10 protein-coding genes and 1 pseudogene are annotated in these 13,482 nt (G+C 69.0%); 2 read left to right on the top strand and 9 right to left on the bottom strand.

Features of this window, described 5'->3' with window-relative positions:
* Positions 1–10 precede the first annotated feature (10 nt).
* Positions 11–880: a TIGR00730 family Rossman fold protein gene (locus tag BC358_RS12450; RefSeq protein ID WP_079366069.1), complete on the top strand. Its 870-nt coding sequence runs from the start codon at positions 11–13 to the stop codon at positions 878–880.
* Here the strand turns inward: BC358_RS12450 and BC358_RS12445 are convergent.
* Genes BC358_RS12445 through BC358_RS12435 form a run of 3 tightly spaced genes read right to left on the bottom strand, consistent with a single transcriptional unit; the run spans position 877 to position 6,721 of the window.
* On the bottom strand, positions 877–2,247 hold the full coding sequence (locus BC358_RS12445; RefSeq protein WP_066159190.1) for an efflux transporter outer membrane subunit: 1,371 nt from the start codon (positions 2,245–2,247) through the stop codon (positions 877–879). The genes BC358_RS12450 and BC358_RS12445 overlap by 4 nt on opposite strands.
* Positions 2,240–5,392: an efflux RND transporter permease subunit gene (locus BC358_RS12440; protein ID WP_079366068.1), complete on the bottom strand. Its 3,153-nt coding sequence runs from the start codon at positions 5,390–5,392 to the stop codon at positions 2,240–2,242. The genes BC358_RS12445 and BC358_RS12440 overlap by 8 nt, the downstream gene beginning before the upstream one ends.
* Before the next feature lie 12 nt (positions 5,393–5,404).
* A complete protein-coding gene (locus BC358_RS12435) occupies positions 5,405–6,721 on the bottom strand; it encodes an efflux RND transporter periplasmic adaptor subunit (RefSeq protein ID WP_079366067.1) in 1,317 nt (438 codons plus the stop codon).
* 154 nt (positions 6,722–6,875) lie between these two features.
* On the opposite strand from BC358_RS12435, the gene BC358_RS12430 reads away from it, so the two are divergent.
* Positions 6,876–7,610 carry a TetR family transcriptional regulator gene (locus tag BC358_RS12430; protein ID WP_256861490.1) on the top strand — a complete coding sequence of 245 codons (735 nt, stop codon included), beginning with the start codon at positions 6,876–6,878 and terminating at the stop codon, positions 7,608–7,610.
* Here the strand turns inward: BC358_RS12430 and mnhG are convergent.
* The 6 genes and pseudogenes from mnhG to BC358_RS12400 form a co-directional block, all read right to left on the bottom strand.
* Positions 7,573–7,830: pseudogene (gene mnhG, locus BC358_RS12425) on the bottom strand (monovalent cation/H(+) antiporter subunit G); the annotation flags it as partial. The gene BC358_RS12430 and the pseudogene mnhG overlap by 38 nt on opposite strands.
* Before the next feature lie 4 nt (positions 7,831–7,834).
* A complete protein-coding gene (locus tag BC358_RS12420) occupies positions 7,835–8,110 on the bottom strand; it encodes a K+/H+ antiporter subunit F (protein WP_079366065.1) in 276 nt (91 codons plus the stop codon).
* On the bottom strand, positions 8,107–8,634 hold the full coding sequence (locus BC358_RS12415; RefSeq protein ID WP_066158947.1) for a Na+/H+ antiporter subunit E: 528 nt from the start codon (positions 8,632–8,634) through the stop codon (positions 8,107–8,109). The genes BC358_RS12420 and BC358_RS12415 overlap by 4 nt, the downstream gene beginning before the upstream one ends.
* Positions 8,631–10,262: a monovalent cation/H+ antiporter subunit D gene (locus BC358_RS12410; RefSeq protein ID WP_079366064.1), complete on the bottom strand. Its 1,632-nt coding sequence runs from the start codon at positions 10,260–10,262 to the stop codon at positions 8,631–8,633. Before BC358_RS12410 ends, BC358_RS12415 begins: the two co-directional genes overlap by 4 nt.
* Positions 10,259–10,597, bottom strand: a complete 339-nt coding sequence (locus BC358_RS12405; protein ID WP_218669492.1) for a Na+/H+ antiporter subunit C — start codon at positions 10,595–10,597, stop codon at positions 10,259–10,261. Before BC358_RS12405 ends, BC358_RS12410 begins: the two co-directional genes overlap by 4 nt.
* 2 nt (positions 10,598–10,599) lie before the next feature.
* Positions 10,600–13,434, bottom strand: a complete 2,835-nt coding sequence (locus BC358_RS12400; RefSeq protein WP_079366062.1) for a monovalent cation/H+ antiporter subunit A — start codon at positions 13,432–13,434, stop codon at positions 10,600–10,602.
* Between the last annotated feature and the right edge of the window lie 48 nt (positions 13,435–13,482).

The raw sequence follows: 13,482 nt of genomic DNA, 5'->3' as shown, positions 1-13,482 counted from the left end.
AGGATTTCGCATGGAAACCACCCAACACCTGAGCGAACAGCGCATCGCCGACGCCTGGGCCGACCTGCAGGCCCATTCCAACAGCGGCAACGCCCTGCAGGCGGATGCCTACCGGCTGGCCTTTGCCGACCCCGAGTTCCTGCTGCGACGCGAGACCCGCGGCATCCGTTTCCAGCTGGAAATGCTCAAACCCGACCTCGCGCAGCAGCAGCTGGGCATCGAGAACACCATCGTGGTCTTCGGCAGTGCGCGCTTCCGTGAGCCAGACGAGGCCAGAGCCAACCTGGAGAAGGCCATCCAGGGCGGTGACGCCGAAACCATCCGCAAGGCCGAGGCGCAGCTGCGCAACGCCCACTACTACGACGAGGCGCGGGAGTTCGCCCGCATCGTGGCGCGCTACAGCCGCGGCTGCCCGCGGCACGACCAGCTGTTCATCTGCACCGGCGGCGGCCCGGGCATCATGGAAGCGGCCAACCGCGGGGCACACGACGAGGGCGCACTCAACGTCGGTCTGAACATCTCACTGCCGCACGAGCAGTCGGGCAACCGCTTCATCTCGCCCGAGCTGAGCTTCAAGTTCCACTACTTCGCACTGCGCAAGATGCATTTCATGATGCGCGCGAAGGCGCTGGTGGCCTTTCCGGGCGGCTTTGGCACGCTCGACGAGCTGTTCGAAGTGATCACCCTGGTGCAGTGCAAGAAGGCCAAGCCGGTGCCCATCGTGCTGTTCGGCAGCCACTACTGGAAGCGCCTGCTGAACCTGGAGGTGCTGGTCGAGGAAGGCACGATATCGCCCGAGGACCTGAGCCTGTTCAAGCTGGTCGACGACCCGCAGTCGGCCTGGGACCACATCGTGCGCTTCTACGACTTGAGGACTTAATACCCTCCGCCGAGGGCTTTGTACAAAGCCACCTGGTTCTGCTGCTGCGCCAGCCGGGTCTGTGCCAGCGCCTGCTGGGTGGCGAACAGCGAGCGCTGCGCGTCCAGCACATCGAGGTAGCTTGCCACGCCGTTGCGGTAGCGCAGTTCGGCCAGGCGGAAGCGATCGGTCTCTGCCTGGGCCTGCGCTTCCTGGGCCGCGAGCTGTTCGCCCAGTGTGGCGCGCCCGGCGAGCGCGTCGGCCACCTCGCGGAACGCGACCTGGATGGCCTTTTCGTACTGGGCCATGGCGATGTCGCGCGCAGCCTTGGCCGCGTCCAGGTTGGCCTGGTTGCGCCCCATGTCGAAGATCGGCAGCAGGGCCTGCGGCGCCAGCGTGAAGCCCCAGGACCCGTCCTTGAACAGGCCCGAGAGCTCGGTGCTGACGGTGCCGATACCAGCGGTCAGCGAGATGCGCGGGAAGAACGCGGCCCGCGCGGCACCAATGTTGGCGTTGGCCGCGACCATCTGCTGTTCGGCCTGCCGGATGTCGGCGCGGCGGGTCAGCAGTTCCGACGGCAGACCTTCGGGCACCGGCTGGAACGGCGCCACGTCGCCCGCGCCGGGCAGCAGGTTCGCCGGCACCTCCTGCCCCACCAGCAAGGTCAGGGCATTGAGGTCGAGCGCGATGGTCCGGCGCTGTTGCGCCAGCGTGGCGCGCGCCGCCGCGGTCAGGGACTCCGCCTGGCGCAGGTCCAGCGCGGACGCGGCACCGTTGTCAAAGCGCAGCTTGGTCAGCCGCAGCGAATCCTCGCGCGTGGCCAGGGTGCGCTGGGTCAGCGCCAGCAGCGCCTCGTCGGTCTGCAGGCTGAGCCAGCTGCTGGCCACCGAGGCGACCAGGCTGGTCTGCACCGCGCGCTGCGCTTCCTCGCTGGCGAGGAACTGGGCCAGCGCGGCGTCCTTGAGGCTGGCCACGCGGCCGAAGAAATCCAGCTCCCAGCTGGCCATGGCCAGACCCGCCGTGTAGGTGCTGCTGATGTCGCCGCTGGGGGTGGGCTGGCGGTTGCCGGCCACCGTGGCGTTGACGGTCGGCACCTGGTCGGCGCGGCGCACCTGGTACTGCGCGCGCACCTGTTCGATGTTGAGTGTCGCCACGCGCAGGTCGCGGTTGTTCTTCAGCGCCAGCGCCACCAGCTCGCGCAGGCGGGCGTCGGTGATGAAGCTCTCCCACGCCTGCACCGGGCCGCTGGCCGTGACCGAGGCCGGCTGCCCTGGGAAAGTGGCCGGCACGGGGGCCGCGGGACGCTCCAGCGTGGGCGTCATCGAGCAGCCGGCGATCAGGGCCGCTGCCGCCAGCGCGCCAAGAGAGAAGAAACGGGTGTCAGGCATGGTGTACCCCATGGTGTTGGGCCTCGGACTCGTGCAGGCGCTGCTGGCGCTCGCTGTCCTTGAAGAATGTGCGCACGAGGACGAAGAAGATCGGAACGAAGACCACCGCCAGCACGGTGCCGGTCAGCATGCCGCCGATCACGCCGGTGCCGATGGCGCGCTGGCTGGCCGAGCCGGCCCCGCTGGCCAGGAACAGCGGCAGCACGCCCAGGGTGAAGGCCATCGAGGTCATCACGATCGGACGGAAGCGCATGTGCGCCGCCGCCAGCGCGGCCTGGATCACGTTGTGGCCCTGGGCCTGCATGTCCTTGGCGAACTCGATGATCAGGATCGCGTTCTTGGCCGACAGGCCAATGATGGTGATCAGACCCACCTGGAAGTAGACGTCGTTGGCGTAGCCGCGCAGCAGCGTCGCCAGCAGCACGCCGAGCACGCCCAGCGGCACCACCAGGATCACGGCCATCGGGATCGACCAGCTTTCGTACAGCGCGGCCAGGCAGAGGAACACGGCCAGGATGGCGAAGGCGTAGAGGATCATGGCCTGCGAGCCGGCGAGTTTTTCCTCGCGCGACTGGCCGGTCCATTCGAAGCCGAAGCCCTGCGGCAGCTTGGCCGCCAGCGCCTCCATCTCGGCCATGGCCTGGCCGGTGCTCACGCCCGGCGCGGCGCTGCCGCTGATGCGCATGGCCGGGTAGCCGTTGTAGCGCACGGTCTGCATCGGGCCGGTGATCCAGTGGGTGCTGGCAAAGGCCGACAGCGGCACCGCCTGCCCCTTGTTGTTGAGCACGTTGATGCGCAGCAGGTCTTCGGGCTGCATGCGGGCCGTGGCATCGGCCTGCACCACCACGCGCTGCAGGCGCCCGGCGTTGGGGAAGTCGTTGACGTAGCTGGAGCCCAGCGCGGTGCCGATAGCGGCGCTGATGCTGTCGAAGCCCACGCCCAGCGCGTTGGCGCGGTCGCGGTCGATGTCGATCTGCAGCTGCGGCGCGTCTTCCAAACCATCCGGCCGCACCTGGGTCAGCAGCTTGCTCTGCGAGGCCATGCCCAGCATCTGGTTGCGCGCGGCCACCAGCGCGTCGCGGCCCAGACCGGCGCGGTCCTGCAGGCGGAAGCTGAAGCCAGACGACGCACCCAGTTCAGGGATGGGGGGTGGGCTCAGCGGGAAGATGAAGGCATCCCGGATGCCCGACAGCGCACCGAAGGCCCGGCCGGCGATGGACTGCGCGTCGCTGCCCGGCGCCGTGCGCTCGGCCCAGTCCTTGAGCGTCACGAAGGCGAGCGCCGCGTTCTGGCCCTGGCCCGAGAAGCTGAAGCCCAGCACGCTGACCATGCTCTGCACTTCCGGTTGCTGCAGCACGAAGCCTTCGACCTGCTTCATCACGTCCAGCGTGCGTTCCTGGGTCGCGCCCGGCGGCAGCTGCACGTTCACCAGCATCGTGCCCTGGTCTTCATTGGGCAGGAAGGAACCGGGCAGGCGCTGGTAGACCAGTGCCACGGCCGCCACGATGGCGACATAGATCAGCATGGTGCGGCCCGCGCGCGGCAGCAGGCGCGACACGCCTGCCTCGTAGCGCTTGGCGGTGCGAGAGAAGGTGCGGTTGAACCAGCCGAAGAAGCCCTTCTTCTCGTGGTGGTGCCCGGCCTCGACCGGTTTGAGCAGCGTGGCGCACAAGGCGGGCGTGAGCGACAGCGCCATGAAGGCCGAGAAGGCGATGGACACGCCCATCACCGCCGCGAACTGGCGGTAGATGTTGCCCACCGAGCCACTGAAGAAGGCCAGCGGCACGAACACCGAGATCAGCACCACGGTCACGCCGATGATGGCGCCCGAGATCTGGCCCATGGCCTTGCGCGTGGCCTCCAGCGGCGGCAGGCCCTCCTCGCTCATGATGCGCTCGACGTTCTCCACCACCACGATGGCGTCGTCCACCACGATGCCGATCACCAGCACCATGCCGAACATGGTCAGCACGTTGATCGAGAAGCCCATGGTCAGCAGCGCGGCGAAGGTTCCCAGCAGCGCCACCGGCACCACCACCGTGGGAATCAGCGTGTAGCGCCAGTTCTGCAGGAACAGCAGCATCACCAGGAACACCAGGGCCACGGCTTCGGCCAGGGTCTTGGCCACTTCCTGGATCGAGATCTTCACGAACTTGGAGCTGTCGTAGGGAATCGTCCAGCTCATGCCCTTGGGGAAGAACTTCTCCAGCTCGGTCATGCGGGCACGCACGGCTTCCGCGGTGGCCAGCGCGTTGCCGCTGGGCGCCAGCTGCACGCCGATGCCAGTGGACGGCTTGCCGTTCAGGCGCGCCGAGGTGGCGTAGCCCTGGGCGCCGAGCTCGATGCGGGCCACGTCCTTCAGGCGCACGGTGGCGCCGTCGCTGCTGGCGCGCAGCACGATGTTGCCGAACTGCTCGACGCTGGCGAGCTGGCCATTGACCACCACGGTGGCCGAGATGCTCTGCCCTGCCACGTTGGGCAGTGCGCCGATTTCACCGGCCGAGACCTGGGCGTTCTGCGCGCGGATCGCGTTGGTGACGTCGGCCGCGCTGAGGTTGAAGCCCAGCAGCTTGGCCGGGTCGATCCAGATGCGCATCGCACGCTCGGTGCCGAACAGCTGGGCCTGGCCCACGCCGGGCAGGCGCTGGATTTCAGGCACGACGCTGCGCGAGGCGTAGTCGCCCAGGGCCACCGGGTCCAGGGCGGGGTCGTCGCTGGTCAGGATCGCGAACAGCAGGAAGTTGTTGCGCGACTTGTCGACGCGCACACCCTGCTGCGTCACGGCCGCGGGCAGGCGGGGCGTGGCGCGCGCGAGCCGGTTCTGCACATCCACCTGCGCCAGGTCGGCGTTGGTACCGGGCTCGAAGCTCAGCGTGATACTGCCGGTGCCGTTGGCCTGGGCCACGGCTTCCATGTAGATCAGACCCGGCGATCCGTTCATCTCCTGTTCGATGACGGACAGCACGCTGTCCTCCAGCGTCTTGGCCGACGCCCCCGGGTAGGTGGCGTTGATGATGATGGATGGCGGCGCCACCGGCGGGTACTGCGCGATCGGCAGCTGGGTGATGGACACCGCGCCCGCCACCATGATGAAGAGCGCGATCACCCACGCGAAGATGGGGCGCTCGATGAAGAATTTCGCCATGTCGGGCGCTCCTTACTTGGCGGGTTCCGCAGCGGGCTTGGCTTCGGCAGCCGGCTTGGCAGTCTCGGCAGGCTTGGCGTCCGCCGCGGCAGCGGCCGGAGCTGCGGGCTGGCTGCCCGGTGGCGCCCAGGGCACGGCCTTGACCGGGGTGCCCGGGGGCATCATCTGCAGCTTCTGGAAGCCGTCGACCATCACCTGTTCGCCGGCCTTCAGGCCATCGAGCACGACCCAGCGGCCGCCCTGCTGCCCGCCCACCTTGACCGGGCGTTGTTCGATCTTGCCGTCCGCGCCCACCACCGACACCGTGTCGCCCTGGGCCGTGCGCGTCACCGCCTGCTGCGGCAGCGTGATGGCGTTGCTCGCCACGGCCTGCTCCAGCCGCACGCGCACGTACAGCCCCGGCAGCAGCATGCCGCCCGGATTGGGCACCTCGGCGCGCAGCGTCACCTGGCCGGTGGTGGCGTCGACCGTCAGATCGGAGAACAGCAGCTTGCCCGGCTTGGCGTGTTCGCTGCCATCGTCGAGCACCACGCGGACCGCGGCAGCGCCGTCACCGGCGCCCTTGAGCTGGCCGGCCTCCATCGCGCGCTTCAGGCGCATGGCCTCGGTGGCCGACTGGGTGAAGTTGACATACAGCGGGTCGACCTGCTGGATCACGGCCAGCGCGGTCGCCTCGCCCTGCCCGACCAGCGCGCCCTCGGTCACCAGCGCCCGGCCGATGCGGCCCGAGATGGGTGCGGTCACGCTGGCATAGTTGAGATTGATGCCCGCGGTTTGCACAGCGGCCTTGGCGGCGGCCACATCCGCCTCGGCGGCCTTCTGGGCCGCCACCGCGTTGGTGTACTCCTGCTGGCTGATCGCGTTCTCGGCCACCAGCGGCTTGTAGCGCTCGGCCACCGCGGTGGTGCTGGCCAGGTTCGCCTGGGCACGGGCCAGGCTGGCCTGGGCACTCTGCAACGTGGCCTGGTAGGGCGCGGCGTCGATGCGGAACAGCGCCTGACCGGCCTTCACATCGCTGCCTTCCTTGAACAGGCGCTGCTGCAGGATGCCGGCCGCGCGGGCCCGCACCTGTGCCACGCGAGAGGCCTCCAGCCGGCCCGGCAGTTCGGTCTGCAGACCGACATCGCCCGGCTGAACGGTCACCACGCCCACTTCCGGCGCGGGCATGCCCCCACCCGGTGCGCCGCCACCGGCAGGCGGTGCATCGGCCTTGCCGCAGGCGGCCAGCGCCGCCACCAGGGGCAGCAGCAGGAAGGTCTGGCGCAGACGAGCGCCAGAGGATGTGCGCGCCGCGGGCGGCGTCGGGGAAACGGGGGATGAAGCGGGCATGAAGAACCTCATGGGCGACGGATGAAGACGGAACCTGGACGGACACGCCATCCTGCGCAAAGCGCATGCCAGCGTTACCGAAGGGGTCGCAGTATACATACAGACACGAATGTATGTATATTCGCAGGGTTGTTTTTTATACCAACAGATCACCATGGTCCGACGCACCAAGGCCGACGCCGAAGCCACACGCACCGCCCTGCTCGACGCCGCCGAACAGCTGTTCCAGGCCAACGGGGTCTCACGCACCTCGCTGCAGGACATCGCGAGCGCGGCAGGCACCACGCGCGGAGCGATCTACTGGCACTTCAAGGACAAGGCCGATCTTTTCAACGCCATGATGGACCGGGTGACACTGCCTCTGGAACAGTCGACCTATGCCGCGCAGGTCGAGGAAACGCCGCTGCAGCAGATGCGCATGTCGGTGCTGACGGCCCTGCACAAGACCGCCACCGACGAACAGGCGCGCCGCGTGTTCGAAATCGCCACCCAGCAGGTCGAGTACAACGGCGAGATGCTGGCCGTTCGCGAACGCAAGCTGCGCTGGCGCGACGAGTACCTGCTCTATCTCACCCAGCAGTTCGAGGCCGCAGCCGCCGACGCGGGCATCCGCCTGTCCATCCCTACCCGCAGCGCGGCATTGGGCCTCAAGGCCATCCTCACCGGCGTGCTCGACAACTGGCTGCTCGACACCAGCGACTTCGACCTGGTCCAGGTTGGCGCCCAGGTGATGGACAGCTACCTGGCGGGTCTGGGCTTCAGCGCCCCGGAGGCGCCGAAGGCGGCAGCGCCTCGGGCTGCGGCGCGCGCGAAGGCAGCCGCAGATGCAGTGCCGCCTGCGCCAGCAGGTTCGCCGACACCGGCGCGGTCACGAAAACGAACAGCGTGATCAGCAACTCGGCAAGGCCGGGCCGCCCCTGCGCCCAGCCCAGCAGCAGCGAAGCCAGCAGCACCCCACCCACGCCCAGGGTGGACGACTTGGTGGGCGCGTGCAGTCGCATGTAGAAGTCGGGCAGGCGCACCATGCCGATGGCACCCACCAGCAGGAAGAAGGCCCCGACCACGATCAGGATCGCGGCCGCCCATTCGATCACCGGGTTCAGTTCCATCGTTTCACTCCACCACATCGCCGCGGCTGAGGTAGCGCGCCAGCGCCACCGTGCCGACAAAGCCCAGCAGCGCCACGATCAGCGCAGCCTCGAACAGCAGCGGGGTCTGCCAGCGCAGACCGAGCAGCACCACCAGCGCCACCAGACTCAGGTAGAGCGTGTCCAGCGCCAGCACGCGGTCGGCGATGGTCGGGCCACGCAGCAGGCGCCAGCCGCAGAGCAGCAGGGTCAGGGTGACGGCGCCAATGCCCAGGGTCAGCGCGATATCCAGCACGCTCATGTGGCGCCCTCCCCGTCGAGCCGGAAGATGGCCATCAGCGGTGCCTCATAGCGCGCCTTCATCTCGGCCACCATGCCGGGCGCGTCGTCGCAATTGAGCGCGTGCACCCAGATGCAGGGTGCCACCTCGTCCACCACGGCCGAGACCGTCCCTGGCGTCATGGTGATGATGCTGGCGAACAGCGCGTTGACCCGGTGGTGTTCGCAGGCCAGCGGCACGCGCAGCCAGGCCGGCTGCGGACGGCTCATGGGGCCGAGCACCAGCCGGGCCACGGTGATGTTGGACAGCACGATGTCCCACAGCACCACGAAGGTCAGACGGAACGCGGCTCCCCAGCGGATCGGGCTGCCCGCGTGCAGCAGGCCACGCAGCAACCGAGGGACGATCAGGCCGAGCAGCGCGGCCGAGAGCAGGTGCACCGGCTCCAGGCTGCGCGAGAGCGCCAGCCAGCTGGCCGCCAGCAGCAGGGACAGCACCGGGTGGTCGAACCAGCCACCGCGGCGGTCGAGGGTGTCGGATTTCATGGTTGCTTCTCCTGGGCGGGGGCGGCGCGCTGGCCGTCGTAGGGGCGCATGCTGGGCGGTGCGTCCGGCCCGAGCACGGCGCGCACGTAGTCGGCGTTGACCGAGAGCTGCGCCGCGGCGGCGTCGGTGTAGCGTTTGACCGGCGCGGCCAGCACGGCCAGCGCCACCGTCAACGCCATGAAAGCCCACACAGGGGCCCGCAGGTGGGCACTGCTGCCGGGAGCGCCCTGGTCCACCGCGGGCTGCACATGCCAGAACACGATCACGCCGGCACGCGCCAGGCCGATGATGGTGAGGAAGCCCACCCCCAGCACCACACTCCAGACCCAGGCCTGCACCACCAGACCGCTGCTGGCCTGCAACACCATGAGCTTGCCCAGGAAGCCCGGCAGCGGCGGCAGGCCCGCAGCCGAGGCGGCGCCGAACAGCAGCATCACGCCCAGCAGCACCGGCTCGCGCACCGCGTGCGCCGGCTGCAGCCGGTCCATGGTCTCGCCGCGCTGCGCCGCGATCAGCTCCACCAGCAGGAACAGGCCCGCGATCACGATCGTGCTGTGCAGCGTGTAGTAGAGCGCGGCCGAGAGCGTCTCGGGTGTGAACAGGCCGATGCCGGCCAGGATGGTGCCCACCGACGACACGGTGAGGTAGCCCACCAGCCGGCCCAGGCTGTGCGCCGCCAGCGCGCCCAGCACACCGAGCGCACTGGTGGCCAGGGCCAGCGGCAGCAGCCAGTCGGCCACCGCCAGCGCGGCACCACCGGCCTCGGAGCCGAAGATCTGCCAGTGCACCCGCACGATGCTGTAGACGCCCACCTTGGTCATGATGGCGAACAGCGCCGCCACCGGCGCGCAGGCCGCCGCGTAGGTGCCCGGCAGCCAGAAGTACAGCGGCAGCATGGCGGCCTTGAGGCCAAACACCACCATCAGCACCAGCGCGGCGGCCTGCGCGAACAGCAGGGTGTCGCCCTGCAGCAGCGCCAGGCGCCGGCCCACATCGGCCATGTTCAGCGTGCCGGTGGCGGCGTAGACCAGCGACAGGCCGATCAGAAACAGGCCCGAGGCCACCAGGTTGAGCACCACATAGTGCACGCCCATGCGGAAGCGCTCGCGCCCCTGCCCGTGCACCAGCAGCACGTAGGAGGCGATCAGCAGCACCTCGAAGAACACGAAGAGGTTGAACAGGTCGCCGGTGAGGAAAGCGCCGCACAGGCCCATGAGCTGGAACTGGAAGATGGCATGGAAGTAGCGGCCGCGGGTGTCCCAGCCGCTGGCGGCATACCAGAGCACCGGCAAGGCCACCAGATAGGTCAGCAGCACCATCAGCGCCGAGAGGCGGTCCACCACCATGACGATGCCGAACGGCGCCGGCCATTCGCCCAGGCGGTAGACCAGCAGCTCGCCGCCGGCCGCGTGCCGCACCAGCCCCGCGGCCATGAACAGGCCGAGCGCGGTGGACAGCAGCGCGATGCGGCGGCGCCAGCGCAGCGGCGCGTCGTCGTGCGCCCCGCCCTGCCCGGCCATGCCGCCCGCATCGCCGACCAGCAGCAGCACCACGGCCGTCAGCATGGGCAGCACCACCGACAGCACCGGGGCGTGCTGCAGCCAGAGGTCGTGGAGCGAGCCCGTCATGCGCGCGGCCCTCCGGGCTCGTGGCCGTCCACGTGGTCGTTGCCGCTTTCATGGCGGCTGCGCAGCGCCAGTTCCACCACGAAGCCGGTGGTCGCAAAGCCGATCACGATGGCGGTGAGCACCAGCGCCTGCGGCAGAGGGTCGGCCACCGGACCCTCGCCCACCAGCACCGGCGCGGCGTTGCTCCACAACCGGCCCATCAGGAAGATGAACACGTTGACCGCATACCCGAACAGCGACAGCCCCAGCACCACCGGGAAGCTGCGACCGCGCAGCATGAGGTAGATGCCGGTGGCGGTGACCATGCCCACGCCGGTGGCGAGAAGGAATTCCATGCTCATGCGGCACTCCTTGGGGTGGGGGTGGCGGTGGCGGGCAACTCGCGCGAGGACTGACCCAGCACCGAGATCGTCAGCAGCGTGCTGCCCACCACAGTGAGGTAGACGCCCAGGTCAAAAATGGCAGCGGTGGCCAGCGGCAGTTCGCCCAGCATCGGCACATGCGGGTGGCCGTGGGCGCTGGTCAGGAACGGACGGCCCAGCGCGAACGCGCCCACGCCGGTCAGGCCCGCAATGCCCAGGCCGCTGCCGATCCAGCGCACGAAGCGGCGCCCGCCGCCCGCGCGCAGGAACTGCTCGGCCCGCGCCTGACCCAGCGACATGAACTGCAGCACCAGCGCCACGGCCGTGATCAGCCCGGCGATGAAACCACCACCGGGCAGGTTGTGGCCGCGCATGAAGATGTAGAGGCTGAACACCAGGGCCAGCGGCAGCACCACCGACGCGGCCACGCGCAGCAGCAACGGCTGTTGTGCGAAGGTCCAGGCGCGGCCCTCGGGGTCCATGCCCGGGCGGCGCGTGCGCAGGCCGTCCATGAGCGCCAGCACGCCGACGGCGGCGATGCCCAGCACGGTGATCTCGCCCATGGTGTCGTAGCCGCGGAAGTCCACCAGGATCACGTTGACCACGTTGGTGCCGCCGCCCTTGGGCAGCGACTCCTGCAGGAAATACCACGAGATGGATTCGTGGTCGCGCGTGAGCACCAGCCAGGTGATGACCGACATGGCCGCGCCGCCACCCAGCGCCAGCAGCGCGTGCAGGCCCTTGCGCAGCGCCGGGGTTTCTTTCGGGCTGGTCTGAGGCAGCAGAGCCAGGCCCATCAGCAGCAGCACGGTGGAGACGATGTCCACCGACAGCTGCGTCAGCGCCAGGTCGGGCGCCGAGAAGCCCAGGAAGGTGAGCGAGGCCGCCACACCGACCACACCCACCAGCACCACGGTCTGGAAGCGCTGGTGGTGCGTGCGCGCGATGGCGATGCAGGTCAGCAGCAGCAGCGCCCACATGGCCCAGGCCAGCGGCGTTGCCGGCATCTGGGGCCGGGTCCCGGTGCCGATGCCGCTGCCCAGAAACGGCAGCGCACCCAGCACCAGCGCGGTCAGCAGCAGCCAGCCCACGTAGCGTTGCAGCGAACCGGTTTCCAGCCGCGCCGTCAGCCGGCCCGAGAGGCCGAACAGGCGGTCGATCAGCCATTCGAAAATGCTGCGGCCCGTGGCCACACCGAACCAGTTTTCCGACGCGATGTGGTGCAGGCGTCGGCCCTTCGCAAGCCACAGGTACAAGCCCACGCCCACCGCCAGCGCAATGGCGCTCATCAGCAGCGGCAGGTTGAAGCCGTGCCAGATCGCCAGGTGGTACTCGGGCAGTGCCTGGCCCAACAGCGCGGTCGCGGCCACGTGCACCAGCGGCCCGAAGGTGAGCGCGGGCGCCAGGCCGACCGCGATGCAGATGATCACCAGCAGCATCGCAGGCAGCTTCATGCCCAGCGGGGGCTCGTGCGGGTGATCGTTCGGCACATCGCCCAACTCGCCGTTGAAGTAGGTGTCGTGCACGAAGCGCAGCGAGTAGGCCACGCTGAAGACGCCGGCGAGGGTCACCAGCGCGGGCACCAGCCAGGCATAGATGCCGCTGGTGCCGACCACGGCTTCGGTGAAGAACATTTCCTTGGACAGGAAACCGTTGGTCAGCGGCACGCCGGCCATGGACGCGGCCGCCACCATGGACAAGGTGGCCGTCCAGGGCATGAACTTCCACAGCCCACCGAGCTGGCGCATGTCGCGCGAATGGGTCTCGTGGTCCACGATGCCGGCGATCATGAACAGCGAGGCCTTGAACGCCGCGTGGTTGAGCACGTGGAACACGGCGGCCACGGCCGCCAGCGGCGAGCCCAGACCGATCAGGAACACGATCAGCCCCAGGTGGCTGACGGTGGAGTACGCCAGCAGGCCCTTGAGGTCGTGCTTGAAGATGGCAATGAAGGCCGCGAACAGCACCGTGGCCAGTCCGGCCGCACTCACGATGACCTCGAAATGACCCGTGCCGGCCAGCACCGGGTACAGGCGCATGAGCAGGAACACGCCGGCCTTGACCATGGTGGCCGAGTGCAGGTAGGCGGACACCGGCGTGGGCGCGGCCATGGCGTCGGGCAGCCAGAAATGAAACGGGAACTGTGCGCTCTTGGTGAAGGCGCCCAGCAGGATCAGCAGCAGCGCGGGCACAAAGCGCGGGTCGGCCTGGATGGTGGCGACCTGGGCCGCCAGGGCGCTGATCTCGTAGGTGCCGGCGATCTGCCCCAGCAGCACGAAACCACCCAGCATGGCCAGACCACCGCCACCGGTGACGGCCAGGGCCTGCCGCGCCCCGGCGCGCGCGTCGGCACGGTGGCTCCAGAAGCCGATCAGCAGGAAGGACGAGATGCTGGTCAGCTCCCAGAACACCACCAGCAGCAACAGGTTGTCCGACAGCACCACGCCCAGCATGGCCGCCATGAACAGCATCATGAAGCTGTAGAACTTGCCGGCCGAGTCCTCGGGCGCGAGGTAGTAGGCTGCGTACAGCACGATGAGCAGGCCGATGAACAGGATCAGCCCGGCGAACATGAGCGAAAGGCCATCGAGCCGGAAGCTCAGCTGCAGGCCGATCTCGGGCACCCAGGGCCAGGCGTTGATCACCGTCTGGCCGGCGAACACCGCCGGTGCCTGCGCCAGCAGCAGCGCGAGCGCCGACGCGGTGACCAGGCCGGCGGCCAGGGCGGTGAGAGGGCGGGACTTTGAACCGAGCCAGGCGGTGGCCACGGTCCCGAGCAGCAGAGGCAGCAAGACAATCAACAAGAGCACGGTGCTTCCTTCGGGTGAGCGGGCATTCTAGGGAGCACCACCCACCCC

Source organism: Hydrogenophaga sp. H7 (assembly GCF_002025745.1).
In the GTDB taxonomy this organism is placed as follows: Bacteria; Pseudomonadota; Gammaproteobacteria; order Burkholderiales; family Burkholderiaceae_C; genus Hydrogenophaga; species Hydrogenophaga pseudoflava.
The sequence above is the reverse complement of the archived record's forward strand: the minus strand, read 5'-3'. Positions and strand labels throughout refer to the sequence as shown.